Source organism: Streptomyces sp. NBC_00306 (assembly GCF_036169555.1).
Lineage (GTDB): Bacteria > Actinomycetota > Actinomycetes > Streptomycetales > Streptomycetaceae > Streptomyces > Streptomyces achmelvichensis.
The window spans coordinates 1,471,731-1,486,744 of sequence record NZ_CP108032.1 but is presented as its reverse complement, the minus strand read 5'-3'; the positions used below and the strand labels follow the sequence as shown (position 1 = coordinate 1,486,744).

Here is a 15,014-nt window from a genome sequence, read left to right as displayed (position 1 = left end):
GAGGTGAGGACCGTGGCAGCCCACGACGACGACATCAACCGCGGCATCCGGCCGGGGCGAGGGTCTGAGGACCCCGCCGGTCAGGTTGCCTATCTCGAGCAGGAAATCGCCGTCCTGCGCCGCAAGCTCGCCGACTCTCCGCGTCATACGAGGATTCTCGAAGAGCGGATCGTCGAGTTGCAGACGAACCTGGCCGGCGTGTCCGCTCAGAACGAGCGGCTCGCCAACACGCTCCGTGAGGCCCGCGACCAGATCGTGGCCCTCAAGGAGGAGGTCGACCGGCTCGCGCAGCCGCCGGCCGGCTTCGGTGTCTTCCTGCAGGCCATCGAAGACGGCACGTGCGACATCTTCACCGGGGGCCGCAAGCTCCGGGTGAACGTGAGCCCCAGCGTCGAGCTCGAAGAGCTCCGGCGCGGCCAGGAAGTCATGCTCAACGAAGCGCTCAATGTGGTCGAGGCCATGGAGTTCGAGCGCGCCGGGGACATCGTCACCCTCAAGGAGATCCTCGAGGACGGCGAGCGTGCCCTGGTGGTCGGGCACACCGACGAGGAACGGGTGGTGCGGCTCGCCGAGCCGCTGCTGGACATCACCATCCGCGCCGGTGACGCCCTCCTGCTCGAACCCCGCTCCGGCTACGTCTACGAAGTGGTTCCCAAGAGCGAGGTCGAAGAGCTCGTCCTCGAAGAGGTCCCGGACGTCGACTACGAGAAGATCGGCGGTCTGGGCGGCCAGATCGAGATGATCCGCGACGCGGTCGAGCTCCCGTACCTCTATCCGGACCTCTTCAAGGAGCACGAGCTGCGGCCGCCGAAGGGCATCCTGCTCTACGGCCCGCCCGGCTGCGGCAAGACGCTGATCGCCAAGGCCGTCGCCAACTCCCTTGCCAAGAAGGTCGCCGAGGTGACCGGCCAGCCCGCGGGGAAGAGCTACTTCCTCAACATCAAGGGCCCCGAGCTCCTCAACAAGTACGTGGGTGAGACGGAGCGGCACATCCGCCTCGTCTTCCAGCGTGCCCGTGAGAAGGCCAGCGAGGGCACCCCCGTCATCGTCTTCTTCGACGAGATGGAGTCCCTCTTCCGCACCCGTGGCTCCGGTGTCAGCTCGGACGTGGAGAACACCATCGTCCCGCAGCTGCTCGCCGAGATCGACGGTGTGGAGGGCCTGGAGAACGTCATCGTCATCGGCGCCTCCAACCGCGAGGACATGATCGACCCCGCGATCCTGCGCCCCGGCCGCCTCGATGTGAAGATCAAGATCGAGCGTCCGGACGCGGAGGCCGCGAAGGACATCTTCGCGAAGTACCTCACGTCCTCGCTGCCGCTGCACGCGGACGACCTCTCCGAGCACAGCGGCTCCAAGGACGCCGCGGCGCACGCGATGATCCAGTCGGTCGTCGAGCAGATGTACGCGGAGACCGAGGAGAACCGCTTCCTCGAGGTCACGTACGCCAACGGCGACAAGGAAGTCCTGTACTTCAAGGACTTCAACTCCGGCGCGATGATCCAGAACATCGTCGACCGGGCCAAGAAGATGGCCATCAAGGCCTTCCTCGACCAGAACCAGAAGGGCCTTCGGGTCTCCCACCTCCTCCAGGCATGCGTGGACGAGTTCAAGGAGAACGAGGACCTGCCGAACACCACCAACCCGGACGACTGGGCCCGGATCTCCGGAAAGAAGGGCGAGCGGATCGTCTTCATCCGCACCCTTGTCACCGGAAAGCAGGGCGCGGACACCGGACGTTCCATCGACACGGTGGCGAACACCGGCCAGTACCTGTAGAAGGCAGACCGGCTGCGGATGCTGGAGGTCCCCCCGCCGAAGGCAGGGGGGACGGGCATCCGCAGCCGGTTGCTTTCGCGACAGGTTCGGCCACACCGGAGCAATGACGAAATTGATCTCCCCACCAGCGCAGAGGCGTTCTAGGCTCGTCGGTACCGCCGAGTCGCGCAGTGCGGGGACGGGCACCGCACACGCACCGGAGCCACAGCGGTACTTGAGCGCCGTTCCCGGAGGGGAGCGCCGCCGGGCAAGGAGGGCCGCATGACCGTACGGCGAGTAATGGGCATCGAGACGGAGTACGGCATCTCCGTTCCGGGCCACCCGAACGCCAATGCCATGCTCACCTCGTCCCAGATCGTCAACGCCTACGCGGCGGCGATGCACAGGGCGCGGCGCGCCCGCTGGGACTTCGAGGAGGAGAATCCGCTGCGGGACGCCCGCGGCTTCGACCTCGCCCGCGAGGCCGCCGACTCCAGCCAGCTCACCGACGAGGACATCGGCCTGGCCAATGTGATCCTCACGAACGGTGCGCGGCTGTACGTCGACCACGCGCACCCCGAGTACAGCTCGCCCGAGATCACCAATCCGCGTGACGCCGTCCTGTGGGACAAGGCCGGCGAGCGGATCATGGCCGAGGCCGCCGAGCGCGCGGCCCAGCTCCCCGGCGCCCAGCCGATCCACCTGTACAAGAACAACACCGACAACAAGGGCGCCTCCTACGGGACGCACGAGAACTACCTGATGAAGCGGGAGACCCCGTTCTCGGACATCGTGCGACACCTGACGCCGTTCTTCGTCTCCCGCCAGGTGGTCACCGGCGCGGGCCGGGTCGGCATCGGCCAGGACGGTCACGAGCACGGCTTCCAGATCAGCCAGCGCGCGGACTACTTCGAGGTCGAGGTCGGCCTGGAGACCACGCTGAAGCGGCCCATCATCAACACCCGCGACGAGCCCCACTCCGACGCCGAGAAGTACCGCCGCCTGCATGTGATCATCGGCGACGCGAACCTGTCGGAGATCTCGACGTATCTGAAGCTGGGCACCACGGCCCTGGTGCTCTCCATGATCGAGGACGGCTTCATCGCTGTCGACCTGGCGGTCGAGCAGCCGGTCCGCACCCTGCACCAGGTCTCGCACGACCCGACGCTCAAGCGCCTGGTCACGCTGCGCAGCGGCCGGACACTCACCGCCGTGCAGCTCCAGATGGAGTACTTCGAGCTGGCCCGGAAGTACGTGGAGGAGCGCTTCGGGGCCGATGCCGACGAGCAGACCAAGGACGTCCTGATCCGCTGGGAGGACACCCTCAACCGGCTCGAGAACGACCCGATGAGCCTCTCGGGAGAGCTGGACTGGGTCGCCAAGAAGGAGCTCATGGAGGGCTACCGCCGGCGCGACAGCCTGGGCTGGGACGCGGCCAGGCTCCACCTCGTGGACCTCCAGTACGCCGACGTGCGGCCCGACAAGGGCCTCTACAACCGTCTGGCGGCCCGCGGGAAGATGAAGCGCCTCCTCGACGAGCAGGACGTCGTACGGGCCGGGACGAAGCCTCCTGAGGACACCCGGGCCTATTTCCGCGGCCGCTGTCTGGAGCAGTACGCGGACGACGTCGCCGCGGCCTCCTGGGACTCGGTCATCTTCGACCTTCCCGGCCGTGACTCTCTGCAACGAGTGCCCACCCTGGAGCCGCTGCGGGGTACACGCAACCACGTCAAGGAGCTGCTGGACCGGTGCCGCACCGCGGAAGACCTGGTCCGGGTGCTGTCCGGAGGCTGAAATGGGTCGCGTAAGGGAATCATCGAGGTGGTCCCCGGACGTTGAGCAAAGTGCGGGGCCGATGTCGGACCCTGCTTGTAGGGTCTGATCTTGACCGAACGAACTCACGTCAGGGCAAACCGAGCGGGGTGAGGGACATGGCGACCAAGGACACCGGCGGCGGGCAGCAGAAGGCCACACGTTCGACGGAGGAGGTCGAGGAGCAGGCGCAGGACGCGCAGTCCTCGGAGGACCTCAAGGAGCGACAGGAGAAGCTGTCGGACGACGTCGACTCCGTCCTCGACGAGATCGACGACGTCCTCGAGGAGAACGCCGAGGACTTCGTGCGTTCCTTCGTCCAAAAGGGCGGAGAGTAACCGCGGTTGTCCGTCCTGGTGCTGTGGGCGAAAGCCGGTGGCACCGGGGCGGATGACCGGCGACGGCGCGGGTAATGTCCGTGCACAGTTCGAAAGATCGGCCCGCGCCGGACATGGCGGGCCGCCGCCAATCCGGAAGGAAACGCGTGGAAGCCAACCCTCGTAGCACCGGGCGTCTGCCGGCAGCCTTCCTGACGCCCGGGTCCTCCTCGTTCATGGACTTCCTGGGCTCGCACTCCCCGGAGATGCTTCCCGGGAAGCGCACCCTGCCGCCTCTGCAGGGCGCGATCGAGGCACCGCACGGCACGACCATCGTCGCGACCACGTTCCCCGGCGGTGTGGTGCTCGCCGGTGACCGGCGGGCCACGATGGGCAACATGATCGCGCAGCGCGACATCGAGAAGGTCTTCCCGGCCGACGAGTACTCGGCCGTGGGCATCGCCGGCACCGCCGGCCTCGCGGTGGAGATGGTCAAGCTCTTCCAGCTGGAGCTCGAGCACTTCGAGAAGGTGGAGGGCGCCCAGCTCTCCCTGGAGGGCAAGGCCAACCGGCTCTCCACCATGATCCGCAGCAACCTCGGCATGGCCATGCAGGGCCTCGCCGTGGTCCCGCTCTTCGCGGGGTACGACGTGGACCGGGAGAAGGGCCGCATCTTCTCCTACGACGTCACCGGCGGCCGCTCCGAGGAGCACGGCTTCGCCGCCACCGGCTCGGGCTCCATCTTCGCCCGCGGGGCGATGAAGAAGCTCTACCGCGACGATCTGACGGAGCAGCAGGCCACCACCCTGGTCATCCAGGCTCTGTACGACGCGGCGGACGACGACTCGGCGACCGGCGGACCCGATGTGGCCCGGCGGATCTACCCCATCGTCACCGTCATCACGGACGAGGGCTTCCGCAGGCTCGGGGACGACGAGTCCGCCGAGATCGCCCGCGCGATCCTGGAGCGCCGTCTGGAGCAGCCCGACGGCCCGCGCGCCGCGCTGCTCTGATGCTCCCCCAGCCACCGCAGGGCAGTGCCTTCACGCCAATGACAGAAAGGGACGGATAGCCGGTGTCGACGCCGTTCTATGTCTCACCCCAGCAGGCCATGGCCGACCGGGCGGAATACGCCCGCAAGGGCATCGCCCGTGGTCGCAGCCTTGTTGTGCTGCAGTACACCGACGGCATCGTCTTCGTCGGTGAGAACCCGTCCCGCGCGCTGCACAAGTTCAGCGAGATCTACGACCGGATCGGCTTCGCCGCCGCCGGCAAGTACAACGAGTACGAGAACCTCCGCATCGGCGGTGTGCGCTACGCCGATCTGCGCGGATACACCTACGACCGCGACGATGTGACGGCCCGCGGGCTGGCCAACGTCTATGCCCAGACGCTGGGCACCATCTTCTCCAGCGCGGCCGAGAAGCCCTACGAGGTGGAACTGGTCGTCGCCGAGGTGGGTGCCACCGCCGACGGCGACCAGATCTACCGGCTGCCGCACGACGGATCGATCGTGGACGAGCACGGCTCGGTCGCGGTCGGCGGCAACGCCGAGCAGATCAGCACCTATCTCGACCAGCGGCACCGCGAGGGCATGTCCCTGGCGGAGGCGCTGAAGCTGGCGGTCCAGGCCCTGTCCAACCAGACCAACGGCAATGACCGGGAGATCCCGGCGGAGCGCCTCGAAGTGGCGGTCCTGGACCGCACACGGCCGCAGCAGCGGAAGTTCAAGCGCATCGTCGGCCGGCAGCTGTCCCGGCTGCTGGAGGCGGACGGTGCCGCCTCCACCCCGACCGACGCACCGTCGGACGAGGAGTCCACGGAGGACGGCGAGGAGTAGCCCGCCGGCCTCTGCGACGACACGACGACCGACTGCGCCCCGGACCGCCCGTGCGGACCGGGGCGCAGCCTTGCGCGGGGTGTTGTGCCGCCCTGGCGTGCCCGGCTCAGGCGGGTGCGGGGGTGGCGGCAGCGCGCGCGGTGGAGCCGCGGGTGACGAGTTCGACCGGCAGCCCGCCCTCCTCCGGGGGCCGTCCGGTGAGGACGGCGAGCAGGGCGGACATACCGCGCTCGCCGACCCGTTCCGCGGGCAGCCGGACGGTGGTGAGCTCCGGCTCCACGGCGGTGGCGAGGGCGAGGTCGTCGAAGCCGGTGACGGAGACGTCCTCGGGCACCCGCAGCCCCAGCCGGCGTACGGCCTTGCAGGCTCCGGCGGCCAGGACGTCGTCGTCGCAGATGAGCGCGGTGGGGCGGGGCCCGGGGCCGGTGAGGGCCGCTTCCGCGGCCTGACGGGCGCCGCCGACGTCGAGCGGCGCGGGCACCGTGGTGACGACCGCGTCGGGGACGGCACCCAGCGCCTGCGCAAGGGCCGCCGCCCGTACATCGAAGGTCCAGGACGACACGGCCGAAGCGAGGTGGACGAAGCGACGGTGACCGAGCGTCAGCAGATGGTCCGTCACCTGCCGCATGCCGTCGGCGATGTCCAGGTTCACATGGGCCGCCGCCCCCGGGTCGGACGGGTCGCTGTCCAGCATGACCAGCGGGAGGTCCGTGCCGCGGATCTCGGTGAGGGCTTCGGCGGCCATGGAGGAGGCGATCACGCCGTCCAGGGCCGCGCGGGCGGAGGCGAAAGGGTCCCTGGCGGGGCCGACGCCGTCGGGGGAGGGGTAGAGGACCACGCCGAAGCCGTGCTCTGCGGCCACGCGGGCGGCGCCGGTGTAGACACGGGCGAAGAACTCGTTGGTGAGGGCGGGCACGACGAGCAGGGCGGTCCTGGTCCGCCCGAGCCGCAGGTTCCGTGCGGCCAGATTGGGCCGGTACCCGAGCTCCCGGGCGACGTCCCGCACAGCGGCGGCCGTCCGCTCGGAGACCCGGCCCCGCCACTTGTCCCCGAGGACGAGCGACACGGTGGCCTGCGAGACCCCGGCGACGCGGGCGACGTCCCGGCTGGTGGGCCGGGCGCCGCCGGGTTCCGCCTCGGCGCCCGCGGCCCTGCCCGCCTGCGCGAGTGCAGGTGCCCTCGGCTCCGTGGATGCCGGTGTCGCCGTGCGCGCGGCCGTCCCCCCCGCCCCGTCCGCCGGCGACGAACCGCGGCGAGGGCCGCGCCCGTGGGGTCCGTCTGACATGGATCGCCGTCCTCGCACCGCTCGTCCGCCGGGTCCGCACCCGTCCGCGGGGGCGGAGCGGTAGACCCGCGGACTGTCGACATGGTACGTATGACGCCGTACGTTATACGTAAAACCTCGGCACTCGCCGAGACGAGAGGAGCGGCAACATGGCCGCGGGAGCCACGGGCTACGCAGACATACTCAAGGCCCCGCACGCCGCCCGGCTGCTGGCCGGGACGCTCGTGGGGCGGCTGCCCAACGCCACCGCCCCCGTCGCCGTCGTGCTGTTCACCCGGGCCGAGGGCGGGAGCTACACCCTCGCCGGCGGGCTCGCCGCCGTGTACGGCATCGCCACCGCCATCGGGCAGCCGCTCCTCGGACGGGCCGTCGACCTGCACGGACAGCCGCGCGTCCAGCTGCCGGCGGCCGTCGTCTCCGCCCTCGGCATGGTCCTGCTGGCCCTCGCCGGGATCGGCTCCCTGCCACTGGCCTACGCGGCCGTCGCCGTCGCCGGCCTCTTCACCCCGCCGCTCGAAGGCGGTCTGCGGGCCCTGTGGCCGGACGTGCTGGGCCGTGAGGACCGCGTACACCGGGCGTACGCCATGGACGCCGTGGCCCAGGAGGTGATGTTCACCGTCGGCCCGCTGCTGGTCACGCTGCTCGTCGCCGTCTGGTCGGCCGGGGCGGGCCTCTTCGTCATCAACCTCATCGGCGTACTCGGCGCCCTCTCCGTGGTCCTGTCGGAGCCCTCCCGCACCTGGCGGTCGGCGCCCCGTGAGGCCCACTGGCTCGGCGCCCTGCGCTCTCCGGGGCTGCTGGCGCTGCTCGGGGCCTTCTTCTTCGTCGGCCTGGCTCTCGGCTCCATCACGGTCGCCGGAGTCGCGTACGCGGACGACCACGGCCAGGAATCGGTCTACGGCTGGCTCATGGCCGCGCTCGGCCTCGGCGCGCTGATCGGCGGCACCGCCTACGGCGCACGCCAGTGGACCGGCGCCCCCGAGCGCCGGCTGCGGGTCATCGTCGCCCTGCTCGCGCTCGGCTACCTGCCGCTCGTGCTCACCCCCGGTGTCGTCGCCATGACCGCGCTGTGCGCGCTCGCCGGTGTCTTCCTCGCCCCCGCGATCGCGTGCGCCTTCATCGTCGTCGACCGGCACGCGCCGACCGGCACCGTCACGGAGGCGTTCTCCTGGCTGGTGACGACGTTCGGCGTCGGCGCCGCCGCCGGCACCGCGGTCGCGGGCCCGGCCGTCGAGCTCGGCGGCACGGCGTGGAGCTTCGCCGTCGCGGGGGCGGGCGGAATAGCCGCACTTCTGGTTCTGATGACCACTCAGCGGGTCCTCGCAGTTCCCGGGCGTACCAAGGAGATGGCGCGCTCATCGGAAAATGATCGAAACGGTGCTGCCGAACCCGGTTTCAGCTCAGGCCGTGAGGCGTAATGTTCAGACATGGACCGCCGCATTTTCGGGCTGGAGAACGAGTACGGCGTCACGTGCACGTTCAGGGGACAGCGCCGACTGTCACCTGACGAAGTGGCGCGCTACCTCTTCCGCCGTGTTGTCTCATGGGGCCGCAGCAGCAACGTCTTCCTGCGGAACGGCGCCCGCCTCTACCTCGACGTGGGTTCGCATCCGGAATACGCGACACCGGAATGCGACAACGTGACCGAACTGGTCACCCACGACAAGGCCGGCGAGCGCATTCTCGAAGGCCTGCTCGTCGACGCCGAACGCCGCCTGCACGAGGAGGGAATCGCGGGCGACGTCTATCTGTTCAAGAACAACACCGACTCGGCGGGAAACTCCTACGGATGCCACGAGAACTATCTCGTCGCACGCCACGGAGAGTTCTCCCGGCTCGCGGACATCCTCATCCCGTTCCTGGTCACCCGTCAGCTGCTGTGCGGCGCGGGCAAGGTACTCCAGACCCCGCGGGGCGCGGTCTACTGCGTCAGCCAGCGCGCCGAGCACATCTGGGAGGGTGTCAGCTCCGCGACCACCCGCTCCCGCCCGATCATCAACACCCGGGACGAACCGCACGCGGACGCCGAGCGCTACCGCCGGCTGCACGTCATCGTCGGTGACTCCAACATGTCCGAGACGACCATGCTGCTCAAGGTCGGCGCCACCGACCTCGTGCTGCGCATGATCGAGGCCGGCACCGTGATGCGCGACCTGACCCTGGAGAACCCGATCCGGGCGATCCGCGAGGTCAGCCACGACATCACCGGCCAGCGCAAGGTGCGCCTGGCCAGCGGACGCGAGGCCTCGGCCCTCGAGGTCCAGCGGGAGTACTACGAGAAGGCCGTGGACTTCGTCGACCGCCGCGGCATCCGCACCGGCACCGTCGAGCAGGTCCTGGAGCTGTGGGGCCGCACGCTGGACGCGATCGACGCGGAGGACCTCGACCGTATCGGCACCGAGATCGACTGGGTCATGAAGTACAAGCTCATCGAGCGGTACCGGGCCAAGCACAACATGACCATGTCGCACCCGCGTGTCGCGCAGATAGACCTCGCCTACCACGACATCCACCGCCGGCGAGGGCTGTACTACCTCCTGGAGAAGAAGGGCCAGGCGGCCCGGATCTGCAACGACCTGAAGATCTTCGAGGGCAAGTCCGTGCCCCCGCAGACCACCAGGGCGCGGCTGCGCGGCGACTTCATCCGCCGAGCTCAGGAGCAGCGACGGGACTTCACCGTCGACTGGGTGCACCTCAAGCTGAACGACCAGGCCCAGCGGACCGTACTGTGCAAGGACCCGTTCCGCTCGGTCGACGACCGGGTGGAAAAACTCATCGCGGGCATGTAGCCGCAAGTCGGCCGAACGCGACTCGGGCCCCGTACGTTCCTCGTGCGGGGCCCACGGCACGCCCTAGAGTGTCGGGGACCTACTGTGCCGTCTGAGATCTGAGGAACACGTGCGCCGACTTGCCGGCCTTCTTGTCGTCCCGCTGCTGCTGTTGTCGTCAGTGGCGTGCGGCAGCGATGACAAGGCCTCCGATTCCGCCTCGATGAAGAACGGACTGCCCGCGATCACCGCGGGGGAGAAGTTCGGGCAGAAGCCGACTCTCGCCAAGGGCGAGGGGGATCCGCCCAAGGAGCTGAAGGTCAATGTCATCAGCGAGGGCAAGGGCCAGAAAGTCAAGAAGGGCGACGCGATCCAGGTCAACTACCTGGGCCAGTCGTGGGATTCCACCAAGCCCTTCGACAACAGCTTCGACCGCAAGCAGCCGTTCGATCTGACCCTCGGCGCCGGCCAGGTCATCAAGGGCTGGGACCAGGGCCTCGAGGGCCAGAAGGTCGGCAGCCGCGTCGAGCTGGGCATCCCGCCGGAGCTCGGCTACGGAGCGCAGGGCCAGGGCGACATCAAGCCCAACGCCACGCTCGTCTTCGTCGTCGACATCCTGAAGGCGACCACCATCCCGACGTCCGCCAAGGGCACCGACGTCGCGCAGGACAACATCGACCTGCCGAAGGTGGGCACCAACACCGACGGCAAGGCCCCCACGATGACCTTCCCGAAGCAGGCCGACCCGCCGAAGAAGCTCGTCTCGAACTACGTCATCGAGGGCACGGGACCCGCGCTCACCGACAAGGACAGCGTCGTCGTCCAGTACCAGGCCTTCCTGTGGGCCGGTGGCAAGAAGTTCGACAGCACCTACGACACGGGCAAGACCCAGACCTTCCCGCTCGGACAGGTCACCCTCAAGGGACTCAAGGACGGTCTGATCGGCAAGAAGGTCGGCAGTCGCGTCCTGCTGGTCATCCCGCCGGACCAGGCCTTCGGTGCCAAGGAGCAGCAGGGCATCCCGAAGAACTCCACGCTGGTGTTCTCCGTGGACCTGCTGACGAAGGTGTAAGACTGTCCGGGTTGCCCCGTTCATCATTTAGAGGAGCAGTTCAGTGAGCATCGACAAGCCCGAGATCGACTTCCCGGGTGGCGAGCCGCCGGCCGACCTGGAGATCAAGGAGATCTGGGAGGGCGACGGTCCGGTGGCCAAGGCGGGCGACACCGTCAAGGTCCACTACGTGGGTGTGGCCTTCTCCACCGGCGAGGAGTTCGACGCCTCCTGGAACCGCGGCACCCCGCTGCAGTTCCAGCTCGGTGCCGGTCAGGTCATCGCCGGCTGGGACGAGGGCGTGCAGGGCATGAAGGTCGGCGGCCGCCGCCAGCTGACCATCCCCGCGCACCTCGCGTACGGCGACCGCGGCGCCGGTGGCGGCGTCATCGCCCCGGGCGAGACGCTGATCTTCGTCTGCGACCTGGTCGGCGTCTGATCGTCTCCGGTCGAAAAGGGCCCATGCTCCCTGCGTTGGTTCTAGAGGTTGTCGCAACACCCCAGTTCAAGGGGTGCGATGGACTTCGAGATCCGAGCGGACCGGACGCCGCAGGGGCGTAAGAAGCTGTCACGGGAGCGGGAGGAATACTCCCGGCTCGTGCAGCAGGGCTACAGCAACACCGAGGCGTGCCGGATCGTCGGCGTCGACCGCCGGACGGGCAACAAGTGGCGCAACGGCCGCTCCGGAGAGCGGAACCGGAAGCCGGTACCACCGGTCAATCCGGTGGTACCGGCTTCCGGCTCGTCCCGGTATCTGTGCGAGGACGAGCGGATCCACATTGCCGACCGGCTTCGGGAGAACGCCACCGTGCGGGCGATCGCCGCGGAGCTGGGCCGCAGCCCGTCCACGGTCAGCCGTGAGATACGGCGCAACCGCCACCCCGGAAGCGGGGCCTACCGGCCGCACGCCGCCCAGGCCCGCGCCGAAGCCCGCCGGCCCCGCCCCAAGCCACGCAAGATCCTTGAGAAGCCGGAGCTGTGGGAGGCCGTCCAGACGATGCTGGACGAGAAGTGGAGCCCGGAGCAGATCTGCCAGGCTCTGCGGCAGAAGTTTCCCGACCGGCCGGAGATGCACGTGGTCCACGAGACCGTCTACCAGGCGCTCTATGTCCAGGGCAGGGGCCAGCTGCGCCGTGAGCTTGCCGGCGCTCTGCGTTCCGGCCGCGCCCGCCGCAGACCCCAGCGGCAGGCCAACTGCCGTCAGCCCCGCTTCACCACGCCGATGGTCATGATCAGCGAACGCCCCGCCGAAGCCGCAGACCGAGCTGTTCCCGGGCACTGGGAGGGCGACCTGATCATCGGCAAGGACGGAAAGTCCGCGATCGGCACCCTCGTGGAGCGTGCCACCCGCTACGTGATGCTCCTGCACCTGCCCGGTGACCACACGGCAGAGGCCGTCCTCGGCACCCTGACGGCCACCGTCCAGACCTTGCCCGCCCAGCTGAAGCGGTCCCTGACCTGGGACCAGGGCAGCGAGATGGCGCGACACGGCGAGTTCACCCTTGCCACCGACATCCCGGTCTACTTCTGCGACCCGGCCAGCCCCTGGCAGCGCGGCTCGAACGAGAACACGAACGGCCTGCTGCGGCAGTACTTCCCGAAGGGCACCGACCTGTCCGTCCACACCCCTGACCACCTGACAGCCGTCGCCGACCAGCTCAACCGCCGCCCACGCAAAACGCTCGGCTGGGAAACCCCAGCCGAGCGCCTGCATAAACTGCTCGCGATCTGATCAACACCACCAGGTGTTGCGACGATCCCTAGAAACCGCCCTGGGGGGCATGGGCCCTCGGCTTTGCCGCGACACCCCGGGGCGGTACGGTCGTCGCTGGGCGGAAGTGACTCGATCAGAAGAGGTGCAGGGCGTCGATGGCCATTGCCAAGGCGGAGCGGCTGATGAATCTGGCGCTGTGCCTGCTCGGAACCCGGCGCCCCCTCAGCAAACGCGAACTGCGCGGATCCATCGAGGCCTACCTCGAAGCGGGCTCCGACGACTCCTTCAACCGGATGTTCGAGCGCGACAAGGACGATCTGCGCGAACTCGGCCTGGTCATCGAGACCGTCGAGAACCTCGACGGTGACACCGGCTATCTCGCCCGCCGCGACAGCAACCGGCTGCCCGCCATCACGCTCGACGCCGAGGAAGCGGCCGCTCTCGGCCTCGCGGCCAAGGTCTGGCAGCAGGCCAGGCTCGCCGGCGCGGCCAGCGGTGCACTCCAGAAGCTGCGCGCGGCAGGCATGCCCGAGGCCGAGGACTCCTACGAGGCACAGCACAGCGCGCTGGAGCCCCGTATCCCCGTGCACGAAGCCGCCTTCGAGCCGCTGATGCTCGCCTGCCGCCACCGCCGGCCCGTGGTCTTCGACTACCGCAAGGGGAACGCGGCCCGTCCCGAGCAGCGCCAGGTCGAACCCTGGACGCTCGAATGCTGGCGCGGCCACTGGTACCTGGCCGGCTGGGACCGGGAGCGGGCGGCCGAGCGCGTCTTCCGGCTCTCCCGCATCACCGGCAAGGTCCGCTCGCGCGCCGGCTCCTTCACCGCGCCGGTCCCCGACGTCGTCACCGTCCGCGAGACGGTGGAGAGCTGGGCGGGGGAGACCGCGACCCGCACCGCCCGGATCCGGCTGCGCACCGGCTGCGGCTACCCGCTGCGTGCCAGGGCCGCGTCGGTACGGGAACTGGGGGACGGCTGGGAAGAGTTGGAGATTCCGTACGGACACGGTCTGGATGCCTGGCTGGTGGAGTTCGGCCCGGATGTCGTCGTCCTGGAGCCCGCGGATCTGCGGGCCGACGTGGTGGAGCGGCTGCGCGCCGTGGCCAAGGGCTGAGGGGGACAGTTACGACCATGGCCGCCAACGCCATCGATCAGACCAGACGGATGCTCTCGCTGGTGACCTATCTGCGCGAGCGCCCCGGCGCCCGCGTCGGGGACGTCGCCCGCGCCTTCGGGATCACCGAGGACGAGCTGATCTCCGACCTCGACGTCCTGCCGATGTGCGGGACCAGCTTCCGTGGCGGTGACCTCCTCGACATCGACACCGACGGCGACCGCATCTGGTGGCACAACCCCGACGACGTCGCCGAGCCGCTGCGTCTCGCGGCCGACGAGGCGACCGCGCTGCTGGTGGCCGCGCGCGCCGTGGCCATGCTGCCCGGGCTGCGCGAGGGCGACCGCGAGGCCCTGATCCGGGCCACCGCCAAGCTGGAGGCGGCCGCGGGCGAGGTGGCCGGGGCGAGCTCGCGGCTGTCCGTGACCTTCGAGTCCGAGGGCGGGGTCTTCGCCGAGGTGGACCGGGCGATCTCGGAGCGCCGGCGGCTGTGGCTGCGGTACTACTCGCCCGCGCGTGACGAGCTCACCGAGCGCGAGGTCGACCCGATCCGGCTCTTCGCCGTCGGGCACACCTACATGGAGGCCTGGTGCCGCCTCTCCGAGGCACGCCGGACCTTCCGGCTCGACCGGGTCGCCGAGATCAAACTGCTCGACGCCCCGTCCGCGCCGCCCGAGATCGAACTGCGGGATCTGTCGGAGGGGCTGGTCCAGCCCTCCGCCGACGATCCCGAGGTGGTCATCGAGGTGGGACCCGGCGGCCGCTGGGTGGCGGAGTACTACCCGCACGACAGCGCCGAGGAGCTCGCGGACGGCTGTCTGCGCATCACCCTGCGTACTCCGTCCCCGTCCTCGCTGCGCCGGCTGGCGCTGCGGCTCGGCCAGGACGGCCGGATCGTCGCGCCCCAGGACCTCGCGGACAGCGCGCGGCAGGCGGCACGCGAGGCGCTCGCGGCCTACGACGGCCAGGAATAGGGAGAATCGCGGCACATGTCTGTGACATCCGGTTTCGCTGCGTCGATGGCTCCGGTCCTCTTCAAGGCCGGCTGCCCCGACTGCCGCGCGCGCTTCGAACTCTCCGCCGGGGCGCTGCGGCTCGCGATCGGCGGCAGCCACCGTACGACCTTCTACTCCTTCACCTGCCCCGAGTGCGGCTCCGCCGTCCGCAAGCCGGCGGGGGAGCGGATCATCGAACTCCTCACCGGCGGCGGCGTGAGCACGCTGCGGCTCCACTCCACTGTCCGCAACGTCTAGTGCCGCTCTCGGCTGTGTCCCGCCGCGAACGTCTAGTGCCGCTCCCGGCCGTGTCCTGCCGCGCCGCCCCGCACGCACTCCCCGCTAGCCCTTCGGGCACGGGA

14 protein-coding genes are annotated in these 15,014 nt (G+C 69.5%); 13 read left to right on the top strand and 1 reads right to left on the bottom strand.

From position 1 onward, the window contains the following. Positions 1-12 precede the first annotated feature (12 nt). From arc to prcA, 5 genes are all read left to right on the top strand, one after another. Complete coding sequence (gene arc, locus OHA05_RS06650; RefSeq protein WP_313947319.1) at positions 13-1,779, top strand: proteasome ATPase; 1,767 nt, start codon at positions 13-15, stop codon at positions 1,777-1,779. A gap of 261 nt (positions 1,780-2,040) precedes the next feature. After that, complete coding sequence (gene dop / locus OHA05_RS06645) at positions 2,041-3,552, top strand: depupylase/deamidase Dop (RefSeq protein WP_340472207.1); 1,512 nt, start codon at positions 2,041-2,043, stop codon at positions 3,550-3,552. A gap of 137 nt (positions 3,553-3,689) precedes the next feature. Further along, positions 3,690-3,908: a ubiquitin-like protein Pup gene (locus OHA05_RS06640; RefSeq protein ID WP_037651273.1), complete on the top strand. Its 219-nt coding sequence runs from the start codon at positions 3,690-3,692 to the stop codon at positions 3,906-3,908. 146 nt (positions 3,909-4,054) lie between these two features. Beyond that, positions 4,055-4,900, top strand: coding sequence for a proteasome subunit beta (prcB, locus tag OHA05_RS06635; protein WP_313947320.1), 846 nt, complete (start codon positions 4,055-4,057; stop codon positions 4,898-4,900). 62 nt (positions 4,901-4,962) lie between these two features. Further along, positions 4,963-5,727, top strand: a complete 765-nt coding sequence (prcA, locus tag OHA05_RS06630) for a proteasome subunit alpha (RefSeq protein WP_313947321.1) — start codon at positions 4,963-4,965, stop codon at positions 5,725-5,727. 106 nt (positions 5,728-5,833) lie between these two features. On the opposite strand, the gene OHA05_RS06625 is transcribed toward prcA, so the two are convergent. Continuing rightward, a complete protein-coding gene (locus OHA05_RS06625) occupies positions 5,834-7,012 on the bottom strand; it encodes a LacI family DNA-binding transcriptional regulator (protein ID WP_328860056.1) in 1,179 nt (392 codons plus the stop codon). A gap of 149 nt (positions 7,013-7,161) precedes the next feature. Here OHA05_RS06625 and OHA05_RS06620 point away from each other — a divergent pair, with 149 nt between their 5' ends. The 8 genes from OHA05_RS06620 (at position 7,162) to OHA05_RS06585 (ending at position 14,910) form a co-directional block, all read left to right on the top strand. Next, a complete protein-coding gene (locus tag OHA05_RS06620) occupies positions 7,162-8,430 on the top strand; it encodes an MFS transporter (RefSeq protein WP_313947323.1) in 1,269 nt (422 codons plus the stop codon). Between the two features lie 9 nt (positions 8,431-8,439). After that, entirely contained in the window at positions 8,440-9,801 is a 1,362-nt protein-coding gene (pafA, locus tag OHA05_RS06615) for a Pup--protein ligase (RefSeq protein WP_313947324.1), read from the top strand. Positions 9,802-9,910: 109 nt separating this feature from the next. Further along, a complete protein-coding gene (locus tag OHA05_RS06610) occupies positions 9,911-10,852 on the top strand; it encodes an FKBP-type peptidyl-prolyl cis-trans isomerase (RefSeq protein ID WP_313947325.1) in 942 nt (313 codons plus the stop codon). Between the two features lie 43 nt (positions 10,853-10,895). After that, positions 10,896-11,270 (top strand): FKBP-type peptidyl-prolyl cis-trans isomerase, encoded by a 375-nt coding sequence (locus OHA05_RS06605; protein ID WP_328860055.1) that lies wholly within the window; start codon positions 10,896-10,898, stop codon positions 11,268-11,270. Positions 11,271-11,348: 78 nt separating this feature from the next. After that, the gene (locus OHA05_RS06600) at positions 11,349-12,563 is read left to right on the top strand and encodes an IS30 family transposase (RefSeq protein ID WP_328860054.1); all 1,215 of its coding nucleotides are present in this window, start codon (positions 11,349-11,351) and stop codon (positions 12,561-12,563) included. 137 nt (positions 12,564-12,700) lie between these two features. After that, complete coding sequence (locus tag OHA05_RS06595; protein WP_313947327.1) at positions 12,701-13,657, top strand: helix-turn-helix transcriptional regulator; 957 nt, start codon at positions 12,701-12,703, stop codon at positions 13,655-13,657. Between the two features lie 17 nt (positions 13,658-13,674). Then, on the top strand, positions 13,675-14,631 hold the full coding sequence (locus OHA05_RS06590) for a helix-turn-helix transcriptional regulator (RefSeq protein ID WP_327685105.1): 957 nt from the start codon (positions 13,675-13,677) through the stop codon (positions 14,629-14,631). A gap of 15 nt (positions 14,632-14,646) precedes the next feature. Beyond that, the gene (locus OHA05_RS06585) at positions 14,647-14,910 is read left to right on the top strand and encodes a hypothetical protein (protein ID WP_327685106.1); all 264 of its coding nucleotides are present in this window, start codon (positions 14,647-14,649) and stop codon (positions 14,908-14,910) included. Positions 14,911-15,014 lie beyond the last annotated feature (104 nt).

What these genes read in the sequence shown, in the direction of transcription:
- OHA05_RS06585 (WP_327685106.1), top strand. Translation starts at nt 14,647, where the DNA reads ATGTCTGTGACATCCGGTTTCGCTGCGTCGATGGCTCCGGTCCTCTTC.
- OHA05_RS06600 (WP_328860054.1), top strand. Translation starts at nt 11,349, where the DNA reads ATGGACTTCGAGATCCGAGCGGACCGGACGCCGCAGGGGCGTAAGAAG.
- dop (WP_340472207.1), top strand. Translation starts at nt 2,041, where the DNA reads ATGACCGTACGGCGAGTAATGGGCATCGAGACGGAGTACGGCATCTCC.
- OHA05_RS06640 (WP_037651273.1), top strand. Translation starts at nt 3,690, where the DNA reads ATGGCGACCAAGGACACCGGCGGCGGGCAGCAGAAGGCCACACGTTCG.
- OHA05_RS06620 (WP_313947323.1), top strand. Translation starts at nt 7,162, where the DNA reads ATGGCCGCGGGAGCCACGGGCTACGCAGACATACTCAAGGCCCCGCAC.
- OHA05_RS06595 (WP_313947327.1), top strand. Translation starts at nt 12,701, where the DNA reads ATGGCCATTGCCAAGGCGGAGCGGCTGATGAATCTGGCGCTGTGCCTG.
- OHA05_RS06625 (WP_328860056.1), bottom strand. Translation starts at nt 7,012, where the DNA reads ATGTCAGACGGACCCCACGGGCGCGGCCCTCGCCGCGGTTCGTCGCCG.
- pafA (WP_313947324.1), top strand. Translation starts at nt 8,440, where the DNA reads ATGGACCGCCGCATTTTCGGGCTGGAGAACGAGTACGGCGTCACGTGC.
- OHA05_RS06590 (WP_327685105.1), top strand. Translation starts at nt 13,675, where the DNA reads ATGGCCGCCAACGCCATCGATCAGACCAGACGGATGCTCTCGCTGGTG.